At 48.5% G+C, this 22,458-nt stretch carries 15 protein-coding genes; 6 read left to right on the top strand and 9 right to left on the bottom strand.

The features are described 5' to 3' along the window. Positions 1 to 41: 41 nt before the first annotated feature. A complete protein-coding gene (locus KSW37_RS10665; RefSeq protein WP_217314299.1) occupies positions 42 to 1,388 on the bottom strand; it encodes a citrate/2-methylcitrate synthase in 1,347 nt (448 codons plus the stop codon). A gap of 2 nt (positions 1,389 to 1,390) precedes the next feature. Further along, complete coding sequence (locus KSW37_RS10660) at positions 1,391 to 3,652, bottom strand: aconitate hydratase (RefSeq protein WP_217314308.1); 2,262 nt, start codon at positions 3,650 to 3,652, stop codon at positions 1,391 to 1,393. A 192-nt stretch (positions 3,653 to 3,844) separates the two neighbouring features. Between KSW37_RS10660 and KSW37_RS10655 the strand changes: the two genes are divergently transcribed. Both KSW37_RS10655 and trmD read left to right on the top strand, forming a co-directional pair. Next, entirely contained in the window at positions 3,845 to 4,039 is a 195-nt protein-coding gene (locus KSW37_RS10655; protein ID WP_217314298.1) for a hypothetical protein, read from the top strand. Next, the gene (gene trmD, locus KSW37_RS10650; RefSeq protein ID WP_217314297.1) at positions 3,984 to 4,658 is read left to right on the top strand and encodes a tRNA (guanosine(37)-N1)-methyltransferase TrmD; all 675 of its coding nucleotides are present in this window, start codon (positions 3,984 to 3,986) and stop codon (positions 4,656 to 4,658) included. Before KSW37_RS10655 ends, trmD begins: the two co-directional genes overlap by 56 nt. 142 nt (positions 4,659 to 4,800) lie before the next feature. Here trmD and KSW37_RS10645 read toward each other — a convergent pair whose 3' ends face one another. Beyond that, positions 4,801 to 5,652 (bottom strand): patatin-like phospholipase family protein, encoded by an 852-nt coding sequence (locus KSW37_RS10645; RefSeq protein WP_217314296.1) that lies wholly within the window; start codon positions 5,650 to 5,652, stop codon positions 4,801 to 4,803. Positions 5,653 to 5,860: 208 nt separating this feature from the next. On the opposite strand from KSW37_RS10645, the gene KSW37_RS10640 reads away from it, so the two are divergent. The 4 genes from KSW37_RS10640 to KSW37_RS10625 all read left to right on the top strand — a co-directional run bounded on the left by KSW37_RS10640 (position 5,861) and on the right by KSW37_RS10625 (position 12,570). Beyond that, complete coding sequence (locus KSW37_RS10640; protein ID WP_217314295.1) at positions 5,861 to 7,267, top strand: aminopeptidase P family protein; 1,407 nt, start codon at positions 5,861 to 5,863, stop codon at positions 7,265 to 7,267. Positions 7,268 to 7,369: 102 nt separating this feature from the next. Further along, entirely contained in the window at positions 7,370 to 8,581 is a 1,212-nt protein-coding gene (locus tag KSW37_RS10635) for an aminopeptidase C (RefSeq protein ID WP_217314294.1), read from the top strand. 299 nt (positions 8,582 to 8,880) lie between these two features. Further along, the gene (gene recJ, locus KSW37_RS10630; protein WP_217314293.1) at positions 8,881 to 10,602 is read left to right on the top strand and encodes a single-stranded-DNA-specific exonuclease RecJ; all 1,722 of its coding nucleotides are present in this window, start codon (positions 8,881 to 8,883) and stop codon (positions 10,600 to 10,602) included. Positions 10,603 to 10,656: 54 nt separating this feature from the next. Further along, a complete protein-coding gene (locus tag KSW37_RS10625) occupies positions 10,657 to 12,570 on the top strand; it encodes a RecQ family ATP-dependent DNA helicase (RefSeq protein ID WP_217314292.1) in 1,914 nt (637 codons plus the stop codon). 213 nt (positions 12,571 to 12,783) lie between these two features. Here KSW37_RS10625 and ilvC read toward each other — a convergent pair whose 3' ends face one another. From ilvC to KSW37_RS10595, 6 genes are all read right to left on the bottom strand, one after another. Beyond that, positions 12,784 to 13,827 carry a ketol-acid reductoisomerase gene (gene ilvC, locus KSW37_RS10620; RefSeq protein WP_089543564.1) on the bottom strand — a complete coding sequence of 348 codons (1,044 nt, stop codon included), beginning with the start codon at positions 13,825 to 13,827 and terminating at the stop codon, positions 12,784 to 12,786. 197 nt (positions 13,828 to 14,024) lie between these two features. After that, positions 14,025 to 14,828, bottom strand: coding sequence for an acyl-[acyl-carrier-protein] thioesterase (locus tag KSW37_RS10615; protein WP_217314291.1), 804 nt, complete (start codon positions 14,826 to 14,828; stop codon positions 14,025 to 14,027). 116 nt (positions 14,829 to 14,944) lie between these two features. Continuing rightward, the gene (gene ilvN / locus KSW37_RS10610; protein WP_022121921.1) at positions 14,945 to 15,490 is read right to left on the bottom strand and encodes an acetolactate synthase small subunit; all 546 of its coding nucleotides are present in this window, start codon (positions 15,488 to 15,490) and stop codon (positions 14,945 to 14,947) included. Positions 15,491 to 15,595: 105 nt separating this feature from the next. Beyond that, positions 15,596 to 17,311 (bottom strand): biosynthetic-type acetolactate synthase large subunit, encoded by a 1,716-nt coding sequence (ilvB, locus tag KSW37_RS10605; protein WP_217314290.1) that lies wholly within the window; start codon positions 17,309 to 17,311, stop codon positions 15,596 to 15,598. A gap of 82 nt (positions 17,312 to 17,393) precedes the next feature. After that, positions 17,394 to 19,196, bottom strand: coding sequence for a dihydroxy-acid dehydratase (gene ilvD / locus KSW37_RS10600; protein WP_040552905.1), 1,803 nt, complete (start codon positions 19,194 to 19,196; stop codon positions 17,394 to 17,396). A 421-nt stretch (positions 19,197 to 19,617) separates the two neighbouring features. Further along, complete coding sequence (locus KSW37_RS10595; RefSeq protein ID WP_217743472.1) at positions 19,618 to 22,218, bottom strand: alpha-L-arabinofuranosidase C-terminal domain-containing protein; 2,601 nt, start codon at positions 22,216 to 22,218, stop codon at positions 19,618 to 19,620. Between the last annotated feature and the right edge of the window lie 240 nt (positions 22,219 to 22,458).

Genomic DNA, 22,458 nt, shown 5'->3' with positions numbered 1-22,458 from the left:
CGATGATGGGTATTGCCTTTCTTTATGATATCAAGAGGTATTTATCTCTCGTTAAGAGGCTGATATTCAAGTTCTCCAAGAATATTCTTGTAGGCAGGACGGATGATACGGCGACCTTCGAAATTGAGTTCCTCAATACGATGGGCTGTCCAACCTACGATACGTGCCATGGCGAAAATAGGTGTATAGATTTCCTGTGGCAAACCAATCATTTCATAGATAAAACCACTGTAGAAATCAAGATTTGCACAGGCAGGCTTACTGCCTCCACGATGTTCCTGCAGACATTTGATGCCTTCCTGCTCTATCAGCTTCAGGAAATTATACTCGTCTTCTCTACCCTTTTCCTTGGCAAGTTCACCAGCCAGACGCTTCAATTCTACGGCACGTGGGTCACTCAATGTATAGACTGCATGACCGATACCATAGATAAGACCTGTCTTGTCGTACGCTTCCTTATTGAGCATACGCTTGAGATAAGTATCAAGTTCGGCTACATTACCCCAATCCTTGATAGCTTCTTTCAAATGGTGGAACATATTGATAACCTTGATATTGGCACCACCATGCAAAGGACCCTTCAAACTGCCGATACCTGCAGCAATAGAACTGTAAGTATCTGTACGGGTAGAAGATGTTACACGTACAGTAAAGGTAGAGTTGTTACCACCACCATGTTCTGCCTGGATAATCAGGAGAAGGTCGAGCATACGGGCATCCAGTTCGGAATAGTTCTCATGCTTCATCATATAAAGAAAGTTCTCAGCAATAGAGAGATTCTCACGAGGATGACGAATATGGAGACTTCTACCCTGAACAGAGTGACGGTAGATGTTGTATGCATAAGCGATGATGGTTGGGAACTTGGCAATCAACTCAATGCTCTGGCGCATCAGATTGTCACGGCTGATGTCATCCGGATTCGGATCGAAGGTGTACATTTCAAGCACACAACGGGCCAGGATGTTCATGATATTGCTGCCTTCCAGTTCGATGATATGGGTAATCGTACGATGATCAAGCGGCATATTATCGTTCAGGAGTTCCTTAAAAGCATCCAATTCCTCCTTGTCAGGCAACTGGCCCGAGAGCAGCAGGAAGGCTACTTCCTCGAATCCGAAACGCTTCTCCTTCAAGAGAGGAGTTACCAGATCGTCAAGTTCATAACCACGATAATAAAGTTTACCCTCTGTTGGGGTCAATTTACCTTCTGCATCGCGCTCATAACCCACAACGTTACCGATATTGGTCAGTCCGACCAACACACCAGAACCATCTTCATTACGAAGTCCACGCTTCACATTGAACTTCTTGAATGCATCCTTATCAATCTTGCATGAGTTTTTTACCTCATCGCTCAGCTTATATATCAAATATTCCTTATTCATAACTACTTATTTTTTGCTGCAAAATTCAAAGCACTTCCTGCCTTGAACCATGCAATCTGCGTATCATTATAGGTATGTTCTACCTCAAAACTATCTTCAGAGCCATCCTTATGCTTCAGGGTGACGGTGAGTTTAGAACCTGGCGCAAACTCCTTCAAGCCTGTCAGAGAGATGCGGTCATCCTCCTGCACCTTATTATAATCATCCTTGTTGCAGAATGTGAGGGCAAGCATACCTTGCTTCTTCAAGTTGGTTTCGTGGATGCGGGCAAAGCTCTTGGCGAGAATCACCTTCACGTTGAGGAAACGAGGCTCCATGGCTGCATGCTCACGGGAAGAACCTTCACCATAGTTATCCTCTGCCACCACGATGCTGCTGATACCCTTAGCCTTGTAAGCCTTGGCAGCGGTAGAAACCTCAACATAAGCACCATCCAACTGATTCTTGACCTTGTTGCTCTCACCGTTAAAGGCATTTACGGCACCCATCAGGAGGTTGTCGGAGATGTTCTGCAGATGTCCACGGAACTTCAGCCAAGGACCCGCCATAGAGATGTGGTCGGTGGTACATTTGCCCTCGGTCTTGATAAGAAGCGGCATATCTGTCAGGTCTTTTCCATCCCATGAAGCAAACGGAGCGAGTTTCTGGAGTCGGTTGCTGTCAGGCGCAATGACTACCTCTACATTGGCATTTTCTTCGCTTGGGGCGATGAATCCCTTATCTTCTACGGCAAAGCCCTTAGGAGGGAAGGTGAAACCAGTAGGCGCATCGAGCATCACGCTGTTGCCATCCTTATCCAGCAAGGTATCTGTAGCCGGATTGAAGTCGAGACGGCCCGCAATGGTGAGAGCCACGGTGAGCTCTGGACTGCCGATGAAGGCAAACGTATTAGGGTTACCATCAGCACGGCGGCGGAAGTTTCGGTTGAAAGAAGTGACAATGGCATTCTTGCGCGTATTATCGTCGGTATGACGCTTCCACTGTCCGATGCAAGGACCGCAGGCATTGGTCATGATGAGGGCTCCAATCTTCTTGAAATCATCAAGAATGCCATCACGCTCGGCTGTATAGCGAATCTGCTCTGAACCCGGGTTGATGATGAGCTGTCCCTTCACCTCAATACCCTTCTCATAAGCCTGACGGGCAATGCTGGCAGCACGGGCCAAGTCCTGATAAGAAGAGTTGGTACAGCTACCTACCAATCCTACTTCTACTACCATCGGATAGTCGTTGGCAGGACCCTTTGCCTTCATGTGAGAGATTGGGGTGGCTGCATCTGGAGTGAACGGACCATTGAGATGAGGTTCAACCTTAGAAAGGTCGATTTCAACAATCTGGTCGTAGAAAGCAGACGGATTTGCCAACACCTCATCATCAGCACGGAGTTCGGCTGCATTCATCTGTGCGAGAGATGCAATTTCCTCACGGCCTGTCTTGCGGAGATATTCGCTGGCGTTCTGGTCGAATGGGAAGATTGAGCATGTTGCACCCAGCTCGGCTCCCATGTTACAGATGGTAGCCTTACCGGTGGTAGAGATGCTGTCCAATCCCTCGCCGAAGTATTCGAGGATGGCGTTGGTTCCGCCCTTTACGGTAAGGATGCCGAGGATTTCGAGAATCACATCCTTAGGAGTGGCCCAACCAGAGAGTTTGCCTGTAAGATGCACACCGATGAGGCGTGGCATCTTGAGTTCCCAAGGCTGACCGGTCAGCACATCTACGGCATCAGCACCACCTACACCTACTGCCACCATGCCGAGACCGCCAGCATTAGGAGTATGAGAATCGGTACCCACCATCATACCTCCAGGGAATGCATAGTTTTCGAGCACTACCTGATGGATGATTCCTGCACCTGGTCCCCAGAAACCGATATGGTATTTCTGAGAAACAGACTTCAGGAAGTCGTAAACCTCCTTATTGGTCTTGCAAGCCTCAGGAAGATCTTGTGTTGCGCCCACATCGGCACGAATCAAGTGATCACAATGTACGGAAGCAGGTACGGCCACCTTGTCCTTACCCGCATTCATGAACTGCAAGAGCGCCATTTGCGCAGTCGCATCCTGCATCGCCACGCGATTAGGTCGGAAGTCGACATATTCCACACCTCTTTTATATGGTCGCAACTGAGTTGAGTCGAAAAGATGTGCAAAGAGCACCTTCTCGGCATAAGTAAGAGGTCGTTTCACCGTAGCCTTAGCCTGGGCTACACTTTCCGAATACGAAGCGTAAAAGCTTCTCAGCATTTCAATGTCCAATATCATCTTGTTCACAATTTTAATTAATTATACACTCTTTCGAGCAATTCTGTTTGCAAAAATACAACTTTTTCTACAAATAGTAGCACGTTTTATCGAAAATTTATCATTTTGATATGGTTTTTCTGATTTTTTGATAACTTTGTTGTATATTTATACACTCAAGACCCTCTTTTTCCAGAAAAACAGGATTTTGATATGAAAAGACAGGAATGGCTACGGAAAGATGGGAAAACAGAGAAAAAAGAAAGAAAAGTAAAGAAAAGAAGAGTAAAAATGAAAGAAAAAGCAAAAACTTTTGGTGCTCTCCGCATTATTTATTATTTTTGCAGATGTTATGAGAATAGACATTATTACAGTATTACCAGAGATGCTGGAGGGTTTCTTCAATGAATCCATCCTGGCACGTGCGCAGAAGAAGGGTCTCGCTGAGATTCATCTGCACAATCTGCGTGACTATACATTAGATAAATGGAAACGAGTAGATGACTATCCATACGGCGGAAGTGCCGGCATGGTGATGCAATGTGAACCAATAGACCGTTGCATTGCTGCACTGAAGGCAGAGCGCGAGTATGATGACGTGATTTATGTTTCGCCAGATGGTGAAACTTTCAACCAGAAGATAGCCAACGAAATGTCGATGCAGGGTAACCTCATCATCCTCTGCGGTCACTACAAGGGTATTGACCAGCGTGTGCGCGACCATCTCATTACCCGCGAAATCAGTGTAGGTGATTATGTGCTGACGGGGGGCGAACTTGCTGCAGCCATCATCTCAGATGCCGTCATCCGTCTGGTTCCAGGTGTTATCAGCGATGAACAGAGTGCACTTTCCGACTGTTTCCAGGACGACCTCCTTGCCGCTCCTATCTACACCCGTCCTGCCGACTACAAGGGATGGAAAGTTCCGGAAATTCTGCTCAGCGGCAATGAAGCCAAGATTCGCCAGTGGGAATTCGACCAGGCCATAGAGAGAACCAAGCGCCTGCGCCCGGACCTGCTGAAATAAGATGAAATCATTCCTGATTACTATCATAACCAGAACGATGATTTTTTAGGCACGGATTACACGGCATAGAGTAATCCGTGCCTAAATCATATTTTCTATCCATTTCCGAGTCACATACGTCAATTCTACACCTTATTATATACTATTCTTTTTCTACGCATTTTTCGCAGAAAGCTTCACCCAGCATGAAACCTTCTTCGTAGAGGCGCTCCAGCTTATCGGTATCCTTCTCTATTCGGCCTACTTCCAGCGGACGGATCGGACGGATACAGGTAATCTTACCCGCAGCCTCCAGGGCTTCTACAAGCTGGATCTGTTCATTATAAGCCCGGTGACGGTGACTCAGAGCCACGCGCAGACGAGGATAGTTCTTATATAAATAAGGTATCTTACGGTCTTTTCCTGTATCCCGCCACCCCTTGTTGCGGGTCAGGACAACCACATTGTGTTGCCAGCCCAGGTCAATGGCGTGCTGCACCGGAATACTGTCCGCAATACCACCATCCAACATCGGAATGCCATCCACATCCACAATCTTACTCACATACGGCAAACTGCTGGAAGCACGCACCACATCCAGTGCACGCTGCCTGTCATGATTCTCGGAAAGATACATTGCCTTGCCCGTAAGACAATTGGTAGTAACCATCTCAAAACCTTCGGCATACTTAAAAAAGGTATCAAAATCGAAGGGCAAGAGCTGGTTCGGAAACTTATCGTAGAGCAATTTGCGGTCGAAGATACACCCCTGAGTCACCAGATGGCGGACACCGATATACTGGTATCGGGCCAGATAATCGATGTTTGAGATACGGGCACGCCGAGGCTGGCGGCTCATATACGACATACCATTACATGCCCCAGCCGATACTGCCACCGTATAAGGGAAATAAACATCATGCTTCATGAATGCATCCAGCACCCCACTGGTGAAGACCCCTCGCATGCCTCCTCCCTCAAGAACCAAACCTGTTGTTTTTAAATTCAATTTCATAACACACTCTCTGCTTTTAAAATTCTCAAAATAATTATATTTTGCTCGCAGCACAGACAATTTTCTTACATTTTGTCTAGCAAAAAGCCGTTTTTATATTAATTATTTATAAAATCACGCGTTTTATTCAATTTTGCTTGCAAAGATACGCATTTTTTTGGAAATAATTGCTAACTTTGCAAGCAAAATAATGTAAAATACTAAAAATATGTTCAGCAAAGAGACTTACATCAGCCGCAGACAGGAACTGAAGAAGCTTGTGAAAAGCGGCGTAATTATACTTTTCGGAAACAATAATTCACCATGTAATTTCCCGAATAACGGGTATTACCCTTTCCGTCAGGACTCTACATTCCTTTATTATTTCGGATTGCAGCGTGACGGTCTGGTAGGTGTGATAGATATAGACAACGACATTGAAACCCTGATTGGCGACGACATCGACCTCGTAGACATCGTATGGTACGGAAGCGTTGACAGTGTTCATGATCTTGCAGCACAGGTAGGCGTTCACAACTCAGCACCTATGAAAACGCTCAAGACCATCTGCAACGACGCCATGTCGAAGAAGCGCAAGATTCATATCCTGCCGCCTTACCGCTACGACATTAAACTGCAAGTATTCGACCTTCTGGGCATTCATCCTAACCAGCAGAAAGAAGAGGCCAGCATGGACCTCATCAAGGCTGTAGTGAAGATGCGTTCAACCAAGACCCAAGAAGAAATCGAGGAATTGGAGCGTGCTGCAGTCATCGGATACAAGATGCATACCACAGCGATGAAACTCGTACGTCCGGGTGTGACAGAAAAATATGTAGCAGGTCAGGTAAGCGGTGTTGCCCACTCTTACGGATCCATGGTCAGCTTCCCAACCATCTTCAGCCAGCACGGCGAAATTCAGCATGGTTATCCATCTATGAATGTACTGGAAGAAGGCAGACTGGCACTCTGTGATGCAGGTGCAGAAACCATGAACAACTACTGTTCAGACAACACCCGCACCATGCCGGTGAGCGGAAAGTTCAGCCAGCGCCAGTTGGAAATCTACTCTATTGTAGAAGAATGCCACGACCATGCACTGGATGTAGCCAAGCCAGGCGTAAAATGGGCAGACGTACACTTCTCTGTTTGCCGCCTGCTCTTCGACCGCATGAAGGAGCTCGGACTAGCCAAGGGTGATACAGAAGAGGCTGTAAAGGCTGGCGCACACGCCATGTTCCTGCCTCACGGATTGGGCCACATGATGGGAATGGATGTTCACGACATGGAGAACCTCGACCAGATTAACGTTGGTTTCGATGAAGAAGTACGCCCTAATCTGGAGCAATTCGGTACCAACTGCCTGCGTATGGGTCGCCGTCTGCAGGAAGGTTTCGTAGTAACCGATGAGCCGGGAGTTTACTTCATCCCTGCCCTCATCGACGACTGGAAGGCATCCGGCCACTGTGCAGAATTCCTCAACTTCGACAAGATTGAGACCTACAAAGATTTCGGCGGTATCCGAATTGAGGACGATGTACTCATCACCAAGGATGGTTGCAGATTCCTGGGCAAAGACCGCATTCCTTATCATCCAAAAGATGTTGAGGAGTTCATGGCAGCCAACAAGGAATAAAATTCCCGGAAAGAAGCAATTTCTGAAAAAAGAAATCATTTCCAGAAAGAGATATTCGAGAGAAGATATAAAAAGAACATTAATATAAAGAGAAAAGAATTCATGAAGAAAACTATGATTGTTGCAGCCTTGATGGCTTTGGTAGCCACAGGAGCAAATGCGAAGAAAGCTGCAGACTCTGCAGAAGTAGCAAAGAACAAACCAGTATTTACAGTGGTAAAGCAGAACCCTATCACTAGCATCAAGGACCAGAACCGCAGTGGTACGTGCTGGGCTTACTCTACCCTCAGCTACTTCGAGAGTGAAATCTTGAAGAAGACAGGCAAGACCTACGACCTCAGCGAGATGTTCGTAGCCAACAAGACTTATATGGACCGCGCCACAGTGGCAGTAAGAATGCACGGCGACGTGAGCTTCTCTGAGGGTGGTAGCGCCTACGATGTACTCTATGCTTTGCAGCACTATGGTATTGTACCTGAGTCAGCCATGCCTGCACCAGGTTCATTGACAGGTGACTCTCTGGCTAACTTCGGTGAGTTCTTCGCTGTAATGACTCCATACGTAGAGGCTGTAGCAAAGAGCACATCCAAGAAGCTTTCTCCAGCTTGGAAGAGCGGTCTTCAGGGCATCATCGACTCTTACATCGGTAAGACTCCTGCGAAGTTTACATACGAGGGCAAGCAGTATACTCCACAGAGCTTCTGCCAGAGCCTCGGTTTGAATCTTGATGATTATGTAACCATCACCAGCTACACCCACCACCCAATGTGGAGCAAATTTGCTGTTGAGGTACAGGACAACTGGCGCTGGCCTCTGAGCTACAACGTTCCTATGGAAGACATCTGCAAGATCATCGACAACGCTGTAAACAACGGTTACACAGTAGCTTGGGGCGGTGACGTAACAGAAGATGGTTTCACTCGCAAGGGTCTCGGCATCGCTTACGACGTAAAGAAGGTTCGCTCTATGGCCGGTACAGATGCTGACCATTGGTTCAAGCTCTCTAAGGACGAGAAGAAGGAGAAGTTTGATTCTCTCGGCGTAAATGCTCCTGAGATTGTTCCTACACAGGCTATGCGTCAGGAAGCATTCGACAACTGGGAGACAACTGATGACCATGGTATGCACATCTACGGTATTGCTAAGGACCAGAACGGCAAGGAATACTACATGGTTAAGAACTCTTGGGGCGAGTATGGTGACTACAAGGGAACCTGGTACATGACCAAGGCTTTCGTAGCTTACAAGACTATGGACTTCATGGTTAACAAGAATGCCCTCCCTAAGGACATCCGCAAGAAGCTCGGAATCTAAGAGAGTTTTAATAGTTAAAAGTTTATAGTTAACAGTTTATAGACTTTCTATGGATATTCTCCTAGACAAAATATTCAAGGGGCAGCAAACCGATGAGTTTGCTGCCTTTTTTGTTACCAAGAAAATCACATATTTACTTATTTCGGCTTAACAAGAAAATCTCATAATTACTTCTTTTTGTTTGCCAACAAGTCTTATTTTTACTTATTTCTAGGTAATTTGGTAAAATTCCTCCCTAAACATTTCCTTTTATCATTTAATTTTCGTAACTTTGGGGGCAGAAATAAAAAATAATTAAAATGCATTTTAAATGGAATTACGAATCACCAACACCTGAACAGCAAAAAGCAGCTGAAGAATTAGGCGCCAAGCTAAACATGAGCCCGGTTCTTGCCCATTTGCTTATCAAGCGCGAGATTACGACAGAATCTGCAGCCAAACGGTTCTTCCGTCCACAGCTCTCAGATCTCATCAATCCATTTCTGATGAAAGACATGGATATTGCCGTAGACCGCCTGAACGATGCAATGGGTAGAAAGGAACGTATCCTCGTTTACGGAGACTACGACGTAGACGGATGCACCGCCGTTGCCCTGGTGTACAAATTCTTACAGCAATTCTATTCAAACATCGACTACTACATCCCCGACCGCTACGACGAGGGCTACGGAGTGAGTAAGAAAGGAATAGATTTTGCACATCAGACTGGTGTAAAACTGATTATTATTCTAGACTGCGGAATCAAGGCTATTCAGGAGATAGAATATGCCAAGAGTCTGGGAATAGACTTCATCATCTGCGACCATCATGTCCCTGACGACGTGATGCCACCCGCTGTGGCCATACTCAATCCGAAGCGTCCAGACGATTCGTTCCCTTTCAAGCATCTCTGCGGATGCGGTGTAGGCTTCAAGTTTATGCAGGCCTTTGCCAAGAACAACAACATTCCGTTCTCCAGACTCATTCCTCTGCTCGACTTCTGCGCCGTGAGTATTGCAGCCGACATTGTGCCGGTGGTAGATGAGAACAGAATACTTGCCTTCCATGGTCTTAAGTTGCTGAATACCAATCCAAGTATCGGTCTGAAATCCATCATCGACATCTGCGGACTGAGCGGGCGCGAACTCTCTATGAGCGACATTGTGTTCAAGATAGGTCCCCGCATCAATGCTTCAGGCAGAATGGAGAACGGCAAGCTGAGCGTAGATTTGCTGGTAGAAAGAGACTATTCCTCAGCCCTTCGCATGGCCAGACACATCAATGAGTATAATGAGCAGCGCAAAGACATAGACAAGCAGATGACTGAAGAAGCCAACGGCATCGTTTCGCGTCTGGAAAGCATGAAACACAACTCCAGCATCGTGCTCTATGATGAAGGATGGAAAAAGGGAGTCATCGGCATCGTAGCTTCCCGACTCACCGAAATCTACTTCCGCCCTACTGTGGTTCTTACACGGGATGGCGACATGGCTACCGGTTCGGCACGCAGCGTTACGGGCTTTGACATCTACTCAGCCATCAAGAGCTGCCGCGACCTCCTGCTCAATTTCGGCGGTCATACCTATGCTGCCGGACTCACCCTGAGATGGGATAAGGTAAGAGAGTTCAGAGACCGGTTCCAGCATTATGTAGAAGAGCATATTTCGCCCCAACAGACAGAGCCTACGCTCAACATTGATGCCGAAATAGACTTCAAAGACATAACCAAGCATCTGCAAGCCGACTTGAAGCGCTTCTCTCCTTTCGGTCCGTGCAACCAGAAACCTATCTTCTGCACCAACCGGGTATACGATTACGGAACCAGCAAGGTGGTGGGCAGAGAACAGGAGCACATCAAGCTGGAACTGGTAGACTCCAAGTCGAGCACCGTATTAAACGGCATCGCTTTCGGTCAGAGTGCAGCAGCCCGCTACATCAAGAGCAAGCGAAGCTTCGACATTGCCTTCACCATAGAAGAGAATATATTCAAGAAAAACCAAGTTCAGCTTCAGATAGAAGATATCCGCCCAAACGAGGGATGAAGCTGAAGGATGAAGTATTTAGCCCTCAATATGGATTAGGCACAGATTACACAAATGGTAGATAAATATCAAGAAATACTACGCACATACTGGGGGTATCCTGACTTTCGCGGCATACAACGAGACATCATCGAGAGTATAGCCCGAGGTGAGGATACCCTCGGTCTTATGCCTACAGGTGGTGGCAAATCCATCACCTTCCAGGTTCCCGCCCTTGCCCAGAAGGGCGTCTGCATCGTGGTTACTCCGCTCATTGCGCTGATGAAAGACCAGGTGCAGCATCTCAAGGCCCGCAACATCCTGGCAGAAGCCATCTACACAGGCTTGTCGCGCCAGGAGATTATCCGAATATTGGAAAACTGTATTTTCGGCGAAATCAAGTTTCTGTATGTTTCGCCAGAACGCCTGTCTTCAGAACTGTTCCAGACCAAGCTGCGCCACATTCCAGTGAGTTTCATCACGGTAGATGAAGCCCACTGCATCAGCCAGTGGGGTTACGATTTCCGTCCGTCTTATCTTGAGATTGCTAAAATCAGAGAGATGAAACCCGGTGTGCCGGTCCTTGCCCTTACGGCTACCGCCACTCCCGATGTGGTAGAAGATATCCAGAACCAGCTCCACTTCAAGAAGCAAAACGTATTTAAGATGAGTTTTGCCCGCAAGAATCTTGCCTATGTGGTGCGTACCACCAACGACAAGGTGGCCGAAACGGTTCATATCCTGCAGTGCACCCAGGGCTCGGCAATCATTTATGTGAGAAGCCGGAAACGTACCAAGGAGATGGCGGAACTCCTGAACAAGCAGGGAATTTCTGCCACATTTTATCATGCCGGACTGGATCCCGACGTAAAGGATATCCGACAGAAAAACTGGCAGCACGACGAGATAAGGGTCATGGTAGCTACCAATGCCTTCGGTATGGGAATAGACAAACCCGATGTGAGGATGGTGATTCACGTAGACTGCCCCGACTCGCTGGAAGCCTATTTCCAAGAGGCGGGACGAGGCGGAAGAGACGGCGAAAAGGCTTATGCGGTGCTGCTCTACAACCAGAGCGATGAAAACAAGCTCCTGAAACGCATCGACGAAACCTTCCCCGACAAGGAATTCATCAAAGACGTTTACGAGCATCTGGCTTACTTTTTCCAGGTAGCTGTGGGAAGCGGAATGGGACAGACTTTCATGTTCGAGATAGAGAAATTCTGCGTCACCTACAAGTACTTCCCTACCCGCGTAGACTCTGCGCTGCGCCTCCTGGAGCGCGCAGGCTACATCCACTACGAGGACAATCCTGACGGAAAGGCAAGAATCAGATTCAACATCAGCCGAAACGACCTTTATCTGCTCGAGAATATTTCAGAGAAGGAAGAGGCAGTGATTACAGGACTGCTGCGCAACTACGGCGGCCTATTTACCGACTATGTTTACATAGATGAGTCGCTGATAGAGCGTGTGAGCGAACTGAACCGCCAGCAGGTATACATGATTCTGAAGAATCTGAGTGCCCGCCACATCATCGACTTCATTCCCCGCCGCAAAACGCCTTATATCAGCTACACGCGTCCTAGGGAAGACGGTTTCCGCGTCATCATCCCCCAGGAGGTATGGGAGGTGCGCAAGGAGCAGTTTACCGCCCACATCAAGAGTATCATCAATTATGCCAAGAACGACACCATCTGCCGTTCGCGCCAGCTTCTGCTTTATTTTGGCGAAGAAACAAAGCTGGAGGACGACTGCGGGATATGTGATGTCTGCATAGACCACAAGATACCTGAGCAGCAGGAAATTGTATCAGCCATCCTGGCCCTGCTGAAAGACGGAAAGCCGCATGAGATTTCAGAATTAGACCAGCAGAAATATGATTCAGAGAAAGTGGCTGCTGTTCTTGAAAAAATGGTTGTGGAGAATATGGTGAATGTTGAGGAAAATGAAATCCGGCTTGAACCGAAACCGGAAATGAAACCCTAATATCTTATAAGTCCTGAAGGGGTAAAAGCATTCCAGAAGAGAGATGCTTTTACCTTTTCAGGGCTTTTTGTATATACCAGCATTGGGATTTCGTATACGCCAGCAGAGGGATTTTTGTATATGCCAGCAACTTACCCCCCCCATATAAACATGAAAAAAGGGAACGACACCTCTCGGGCCATTCCCTTTTCAACATTATGTACGAGAAAAAAATTAGTTATTCTCAGGGCGAAGTTTACGAACTGTAACACCAGCCTGCCACATTTCCTTGTTGCGCATAGCCTCGAGTTCAGCGTTCAACTTCTCGCGGTAATCAGCCTGAGAGTTCTTGTCAATAGAAATCTGAGCCTCGTTACCAGTCTTAACAGAGTAGTACAACCACTCCATTACTGGCTTGATAGCCTCGCGGAAACGAGGAGCCCAGTCAAGAGCACCACGCTGAGCTGTTGTAGAACAGTTAGCATACATCCAATCCATACCCTTAGCACCGAAGAGAGGGCCAAGGCTCTGTGTGAGCTCCTCAACAGTCTCGTTGAAAGCCTCAGATGGTGAGTGACCGTTCTCGCGGAGCACATCATACTGTGCCTCCAACAATCCCTCAATTGCACCCATCAATGAGCCACGCTCACCTGTGAGGTCAGAAGTAGCCTCACGCTGGAATGTTGTCTTGAACAAATAACCGGCACCGATACCGATACCGAAGGCAATAGTCTTTTCCTCTGCCTTGCCAGATGCATCCTGGTATACAGCGTAAGAGCAGTTCAAACCACGACCCTCGCAGAACATAGTGCGGAGAGAAGTACCTGAACCCTTAGGAGCAACCATAATTACATCAATATCCTTTGGTGGAACAACGCCTGTGCGGTCGCTCCAGTTGATAGCGAAACCATGTGAATAATACAAAGTCTTACCTGCTGTGAGGTGTGGCTTGATTTTTGGCCAGCATGCAATCTGACCGGCATCAGAAAGCAACATACAGATGATAGTACCCTTCTCAGCAGCTTCCTCGATAGAGAACAGAGTCTTACCAGGAACCCAACCATCCTTCAGACACTTCTCGTAGGTCTTACCCTGACGCTGTCCGACGATGACGTTGAAACCATTATCGCGAAGGTTACAAGCCTGACCAGGACCCTGGATACCATAACCGATAACTGCGATTGTTTCGTTCTTCAATACTTCACGTGCTTTCTCCAATGAAAATTCATGACTGGTGACAACAGTTTCCATTACGCCACCGAAATTCATTTCTGCCATAATTTTTTTAATTTTTGTGCGGCTTGCCGTTTGTGGAGCCGCGGGTTATACTTGTCCATACGGATGCGAGCTGTATTCTTATCCAAAGAGAGCCTGTTTGATCCGTCCACCCCCTATCCAAGAAGGCGGCTCTGGGTTTATTCTTATTTTCTGAGTGCAAAGGTAAGCAAATAAAATGAAACTACCAAATTTTTCTTTCAATTTTTAATAAATTTAGCCTTACTTCTTACAACTTCCACCTCATTTGCGTCATTTTTGCCGTTTTTTGTTATCTTTATGCAGTATTCTTGCATATTTTCCGCCTCACTTGCTTCTTCCAAATAGAAATGAAGTTGGTCTCCCTGGTGACTTTCTGCTACGTAAGCTATCTCAAATCTTTGCAAAAAGTGAGTTTTGTAATAATCCAAATCAAAGAGGTCGAGGATATGTTCGATGTATTTCACCGAGTTGATGTGCCCGTTAACATCTACATCATGATAATAGGTGTCAATGGTTCTCACCAGCTTGGCATTCTTGCCCATTTTCACTCTCGAACTTGCCTGGATAGGACAAGGTTTTTCCGAATCAATATATTCTTTGATGAGTCCGTCGTGAATTTCAAAAATATCAACAGGCTGTCGGGTTTCCGTATCAATCATTGCCCACACGCTCTTGCCGTAGCCGTAAACCTTGGTTTCTTCGGATGATGATGTCTTGCCGCAGATTTTGAAATCTCGGGATGTGAAATATTTCATGGCACTCTCGCACCAGGTTTCTACCATAAAGCGGTCGTAAGACTTAGGCATCTCTGTCATCTCAATGGCCAGTCGGCTGAGAACCCATGTCTTGTGTCGGGGCATGAGGTAGTTCATGCCGAACCCGCGGTCGTTGCTGTGAAAATCGGCTGCATTGAGCAGATGATTTCCGAGATGCCCCATAAAGAGGTGGCTGCTGAAATCGCAGTGGAAAGGCTCCGAAAGAAATTCGTAACACCCTACCTTATCTAATATTTTCTGTTCCATAATATCTGTCTCGTCCTTTTATTTTGTTGTTTGTCCTGTTGTTTTAAACCAAAAAAGCCCCCTGCTCCGCTAGTTTGAAGCCAGAGGAACAAAGGGCATCAAAATATGAAAGAAAACTAATCTTCTGAATTCTGCTTGAGATAATCAGAAATAGGTTCGTCAAAACTTCTCGTAACAGCGATTCTGCCGCTTCGGGTATACTGAAGGAGGCAGTCGTAGCTGTTGAGCTGCTGGAAGAGGTCGGCGATGTCTTCGGTAAGTCCTGCCAGAAGCACGGTGCTGTATGTAGGATTCACCTCCATCATGCGGGCATCATGCTTGCGGATGGTGCGCGAAACCTCTGGATTTTCGAGCAATACCGGAGTGGAAATCTTGAAGAGAGCCACTTCATGGATGAAGATCTGGTCGTCGGAGTAGTAATCGCTCTTCACCACGTCAATCTTCTTCTCTATTGCCTTGTTGATTTTCTCAATCTGCTCTTCATCACTCCAAACCGTGATGGTATACTTGTGTATATTCTTGATACTGCTGGCCGAAACATTCAAGCTCTCGATGTTTACCTGTCTGCGAGTAAACACGGCGGTAATCTGATTCAGGATACCGGCAATGTTTTCTGAGTAAACAAGCAATGTATATAATTTCTTTTCGTTGTTATTCTCCATTTTTCCAAATTTTAAAATAATCGGTTACTTTTCAGAGTCTTCCTTTTCGGAGGATGCTTCCTCTTGAAGGAATTTACACCTTATTATATATATAGCCGAGAACTTTTAATAATTCAACTCGAGTTGCATCTCATCTACACTCTTGCCCGGCAGCGTCATCGGAACGATGTCTTCATTCTCCTTGATGGCGCACTCCAGCAGGTAAGGACCCTTGGTGCTGATCATCTTATCCACCTTAGCCTGAAGGTCCTTGCGGTCTATTACCACATCGTATGGTATGCCGTAGGCCTTGGCAATCTCTGCATAATGAGGATTCATCATGTGGGTGAAGGAGTGACGGCCGCCGAACATCAGATCTTGCCACTGGCGCACGTTGCCCAGATAGTTGTTGTTCAGCAGAATCATCTTTACCGGTGCCTGTTGCTCCATGATGGTGCCCAGTTCCTGGATGTTCATCTGGAAGCCGCCGTCGCCGAAGAAACAGCAGATGGTGCGGTCGGGAGCTCCGAAGGTGGCACCGATGGCTGCCGGAAGACCAAAGCCCATGGTTCCGAAACCACCACTGGTTACGATGCTCAGCTTCTTGGTAAACTTGAAGTAGCGGCTGCTGATCATCTGGTTCTGGCCTACGTCGTTTACGAGAACTGCTTCATTATGAGTAGCTTCCGTTACCACGTTGGTCACCTCGCCCATGAGCAGCGGTCCCTCTGTAGGATGGATATCTTTCTCTATTACCTTCTCCTGTTCCTGCTTGCGGTATTCCTCGAAGGAATCTCTCCACTCGCGGTGAACATTCTTGTTCAGCAGGCGGGTAATGGCTGGCAGACTCTGCTTGCAGTCGCCCACCACAGCCACATCGGTCTTGATAACCTTGTCAATCTCAGCCTTGTCAATATCCAGGTGGATAATCTTTGCCTGAGGAGCATACTTAGAAGGCACGCCTGTGATACGGTCGCTGAAACGCATACCGATGGCGATGAGCACATCACACTCCTGAGTCTTCATGTTGGTAGCATAAGAACCGTGCATGCCGAGCATACCCATGTTGAGCGGGTGGTTGCTAGGCAGGGCAGAAAGTCCGAGCAGGGTTCTGCCGGCAGGGATATCTGCCTTCTCGAGGAATTCGATGAGTTCATTATGTGCACCGCCAAGCTCTACTCCATGCCCCACGAGGGCGAATGGTTTCTTGGCGTTGTTGATGAGTTCGGCAGCTTCAGCCACCGCCTTTTCATCTATCTTAGGATAAGGGTTATAAGATGTAACCTTCTCACATTTCACTGGTTCCCACTCGCATGTAGCCACCTGCGCATTCTTCGTAAAGTCGAGCACCACAGGTCCCGGACGTCCGCTGCGGGCGATGTAGAAAGCACGGCTCACAGCCCATGCCACATCCTCGGCACGACGTATCTGGTAAGACCACTTGGAGATTGGCTGGGTAACACCCACGAGGTCAACCTCCTGGAAGGCATCGGTACCCAGGGCACCTACGCCCACCTGTCCGGCGATGACAACGATTGGTGTAGAATCCATCATGGCATCAGCGATGCCGGTCAATGTATTAGTAGCTCCAGGACCACTAGTGACAAGAGCGACGCCCACTTCGCCGCTGACTCGGGCATAACCCTGTGCAGCGTGAGCAGCAGCCTGCTCGTGACGTACCAAGATGTGGTCAAACATCTTCTTTTCACCTCTCGTGTAACCGTACAGTGCATCAAACACTGGCATGATGCTGCCGCCCGGATAACCGAAGATGGTTTTAACATCCTCGTTTTTCAGGGAGCGCATCAGTGCTTCGGCTCCTGTTATTACTTCTTTTGCCATTTATCTGTTATAATTCTGAATAATTCAAAAACTTTTCTTTTCTCAAAGACTCTAAAAACTGTCTTTCAAAGACTCCCGAAGACTAGTCGATGATTCTCACACCGCCCTTATCTGCCGAACTTACGCTCTGTGCATAAGCACGCAATGCCTTGCTAACCACGCGGTTGCGCTTCAGCGGCTGCTGTGGGCGCGCTGCGAGTTCCTCGTCAGAGAGCTTCACATTGATGGAGCGGCTAGGGATATCAATGACGATGATGTCGCCATCCTTAATCTTGCCGATGTTGCCACCTGCTGCAGCCTCCGGACTGATGTGACCGATGCTCAAGCCTGATGTACCGCCTGAGAAGCGGCCGTCGGTGATGAGGGCACATTCCTTGCCCAGGTGACGGCTCTTGATGTAAGATGTAGGATAAAGCATCTCCTGCATGCCAGGGCCACCCTTCGGACCCTCGTGGGTGATGACTACGCAGTCGCCTGAGTTAACCTTTCCGCCGAGGATGCCTTCGCATGCATCTTCCTGAGAATCAAAGCATACGGCTGGGCCCTCAAAATGCCAGAGCACTGGGTCTACGCCGGCTGTCTTTACTACGCAACCGTTCTGGGCGATGTTACCGAAGAGCACTGCCAGTCCGCCATCCTTGGTGTAGGCATGCTCGAGGTCGCGGATACAACCCTCGGCGCGGTCGGTGTCGAGACTCTCCCACTGAGCATCCTGGCTACCCATCTGGGTAGAGAACTTTCTACCTGGTGCTGAATGGTAGATTCTGTCAGCCTCGGCATCAATCTCTGTGCCGGTAATGTCGTATTTCTTCATCTGCTCATCGAGTGTCTTGCCGTCAACACGCTTTACGGCGCCGTTGATGAGACCGCCCTTGTTCAGCTCGTTCAGGATACCGAGGATACCACCTGCGCGGTTGCACTCCTGCACACTGTATTTCTGGGTGTTAGGGCTCAACTTGCAGAGGCAAGGCACCTTGCGGCTCAACTGGTCGATGTCTTCCATCTTGAAGTCTGCGCCAGCTTCCTGAGCTACTGCCAGCAGGTGGAGCACGGTGTTGGTGCTTCCGCCCATGGCGATGTCCAGGGTCATGGCGTTGAGGAATGCGTCGCGGGTAGCAATGTTGCGTGGCAATACGCTCTCGTCGCCGTCCTCATAATATGCATAAGCGTTCTTAACTATCTGGCGTGCAGCATCTTTAAAGAGTTGGATGCGGTTCTTGTGGGTAGCAAGAATGGTTCCGTTGCCTGGCAAGCTCAGACCGATGGCCTCGGTGAGTGAGTTCATTGAGTTGGCGGTAAACATACCTGAACAGCTTCCGCAACCTGGGCAGGCGCACTGCTCAATCTGCGTCATCTCCTCGTCAGAAACGCTTGTATCAGCACCCTTAATCATAGCTGTAATCAAGTCGGCGTTCTCGCCCTTCCAGCGTCCGGCTTCCATCGGACCACCTGAGCAGAACACGGTAGGAATGTTCAGTCGCATAGATGCCATGAGCATACCCGGGGTCACCTTGTCGCAGTTTGAGATGCAGATCATGGCGTCGGCCTTATGAGCATTGACCATGTATTCTACAGAGTCGGCGATGATGTCACGGCTTGGGAGGGAATAGAGCATTCCGTCGTGTCCCATTGCGATACCGTCGTCAACGGCGATGGTGTTGAATTCGGCTGCGTAGCAACCCATAGCTTCGATTTCCTTCTTGACAATCTGACCGATTTCATGAAGATGGGTATGACCTGGCACAAACTGTGTAAAGCTGTTCACGATGGCGATGATTGGTTTACCAAACTGCTCGTGTTTCATACCTGCAGCTACCCAGAGTGCTCGGGCACCTGCCATTCTTCTGCCTTCAGTACAGACGCTACTTCTTAATGGATGTTTCATATCTTTTTTTTCTTTTATTTTCTTGCTTAAAAGGGCTCTTTCGAGCCCCTTTGTTATAATTTGCCTGCAAAGATACAGAGAAATTATGTAATAGCCAACTAATTTCGTATAAATTTTCACAAAACTTCGTATTTTTGTTAGGAAAATAAATAAAATGCTTACGATTTATTACGAGTGATACTCATTTCCTCGGGTTTTGTGCAAGAAAATACAGAAAATGTAAGGAAATATAAGAAAAAGCTTAATGACCTTAATGACCAATGACCTTAATGACCACTTTTTGGGAGGAAGGGAGAAGGGAGAAACGCAAAACCGTAGGCGTTTCTCCCTTCTGCCTACGGGACCCACGGGACCTGCGATGGAATCGCAGGGAACGGGGGACCGGCGGGAGAAGAGAGAGAAGAGAGAGTAAAGAAAAAAACTAGAGCTCAAAAACCTGGGCACTTCTGCCGGCTACGGTTACCTGCCTGTTGCCCAAGCCCGATACCGAGAGCTTCAGCGGGCGAGGCAAGGCATTTACCACCTTCAGCCAGGTTTTGCCCGACTTGGAATCCTTTACCACACTGGTACCCACATATTTCTTCAGCGCTTCAGGCAGACTGAGCATGGATGAGATGTAGAGGTCGCCGGCATGCTGGCCGAACATCTTCTGCATCTTGTAGCTCTCGCTCGCGCGTACATTATTATTATCAAAATAAATCATGTCCGGCTGCCAGTTGCTGTATCCGTCCTTGCTCAGCAGCGGCGCATAGGATGTCATTTCTACCACATCGCCGTTGCGCTCTACATTGCAGAGGTGGATGCCCTCAGCCAGCGCATTGTCTACCGCATTGGCGCCGCGAGATGCATATTCGCCCAGATAAACCTTAGGAGCCTTGCGGTCGTAATGGTCGTAATAATCCTGATGGTTCAGAAACCAGCCCGGCTGCTCGTAATAATGCTCGTCTACGGCATCAATCCAGCGCTTGTTTTCGCGGGCAATCTTCCAACCCTCAATATAATCGGAAGACGGGAAGTGGAACGGACCTACGGTACCTACCACCTCTATCTGAGGATATTTCTGCTTCACCGCCTTGCAGACCATCAGGTAGCGCTGCTCGAAATCGGTAGAGATGAGGTCTTCGTTGCCGATGCCTATCATCTTGAGGTTGAATGGAGCCGGATGACCCGCATCGGCTCTCATCTTAGCCCACTTAGAGGTGGCTGGGTCGCCATTCGCCCACTCTACCAGGTCCAGCACATCCTGAATATACTGCGGCATCTCGCTCATCGGGATTCCGCCCTGCTGACCAGCCACTCCGCGCTCATCTGCCACAGAGTTCTGGCAAGGAACACCTGCCGCCAATACAGGCAGCGGCTCGGCTCCCATGTCCTCGCACCACTGGAAATACTCGTAGAAACCCAGCTGGCGGGTCTGATGGTAGCCCCAGATGTTGTAAGCTGGCTTGCGGTCTTTCTGCGGACCCACGCTCTCCTTCCAGTGGTAGATGTTCTTGAGTCCCTGTCCGTGGAGCATGCAGCCGCCCGGGAAGCGTACGAAGCGAGGCTTCAGGTCGGCAATGGTCTCGGCAAGGTCTTTGCGCAGTCCATGACCCTTGTAAGTATCTTGTGGTTTGAGACTTACCAGGTCTACCGCCACTTTCTGCTCGCCCTTAGGCAGGATGGCGAACCGGATGTTCTTGCCCAGTTTGCCTTCCTTGGTGGTGGCTTCGCTGGCGAGTTCGCCCTCATATTTATCGGTCACGATGAGCTGCGCCTTATATTCCTTCCAGTCTGCGCCCTGCACCTTAATCTTGGTCTGGCATACCGGCAATCCCTCCTGGTTTACGAGCGCCAGGGTGAGGTCTTTCTTCTTGGCGTCGATGCAGCGGGCGTGCAGGCTCACCTCGTAGATGGCTGGCTGATGCTTGCCCTCCTTGCCCTCAACGGCAGTTCCGCGACGGATGGCGATGCCGTCCCAGCCTATATTATAAATAGGTGTAGCGCCCAGAACGGCGTAATGAGGATTGTTCTGGCTCACCCCGTTTTCGGTGGCGATGCCCGATTTCTCTACCCCCACCCATGCCGTGGTGGCGTTCCACTGGTGGCGTGGGTCTTCCCTGTTATACTCGAAGTCGCCGTTCTGCAACATTTCTGCAGAGAGTCCTCCGTCGGCAGCGCGGCTGATGTCTTCGAAGAAGATGCCCATCAGCTTGTTGGAGATGCGGTGGGATTTCTGCGGATTGATGCTGAGGTTGGCTGAGATTTCCGAATCTTTCGGCAGGTCGATGTGGTTTACCTTGGCATAAGCTGCGAGGTCGGCATCGGTCTTCGGCATCGGCTGGGCGTTGAGTTTTGCCTCTTCAGAGAGGGCGTGGAACCAGGAACGGATGTAGTTGAGATGCACTGCCGGCACCTCGAAATCGCAGCCATGGAAGAGTTTTCCACCGATGGTTGCGGTGTCGCGCTGCCAGAGTATCTCATCGGCAGAAGCTTCCAGCGTATCTTCCCTGAAGGTACGGAAATCGTTGCTTGCCTGTACGTATCGCTTGCCCTTGGATGTCTTGAGATAGATGTCGAAGTTGCCGTCATCCATCTGATAGGCAGCCACATCCTTCACGCCTTTTTCGCGGATGATGGGATAATCCTGCGGGCGCCAGGTGATGAGGTCTTCTGAATAAGCTACGGCAAACTGCGGTGCATGCTGGTTCACGCTCCAAAGTGCGCGCCATGTGCCGTCGTTGGCTTTTACCACGAAGGGGTTATACATCTTCTTTTCAGCTCCCCACGGACCGTAGTCGCTGGCGCAGAGCTGTCCTACATCCACCCAACGCTCATCGTCGGTGAAATAAGCCAGATGCAACCCCTGGTTGGGTGCTGGCGAATAGATGAATATCTGGCAGATGGAGTCCTTGCCCTGTATGGTGTATGCAGGGGCATCCTTGTCTATTTGCTTCTGCATCTGCTGCCTGCTGACAGCCTGACTGCCACTGGCAGCTGCCACGAGCAGCGCTGATGTAAATATGTACTTTAGATTTATCATGTTTCTATATTTTTAGATTAATATTGTTTGTTCATTTTACACTCTTCTCTCGGCTAGATAAAAAGGCAGAGTGCATCACTGCACCCTGCCCCCACAAATTAGAGAGTTATAAAAAATCAAGTATGCAGTGACTTAAGCACTGCTTCTTTCTGAAATAATTATCTTTTCAAGTTTCGCATGTAAGCTCCACACGCCCTGAAAGGGCAGAAGCCCCTAGCCCAGGGCAGCGCCCTGGGTAAT

Source organism: Segatella copri, from assembly GCF_019127135.1.
Classification (GTDB): Bacteria; Bacteroidota; Bacteroidia; order Bacteroidales; family Bacteroidaceae; genus Prevotella.
Note: the sequence above shows the minus strand (reverse complement) of the source record. Positions and strands in the feature narration are given on the sequence as shown.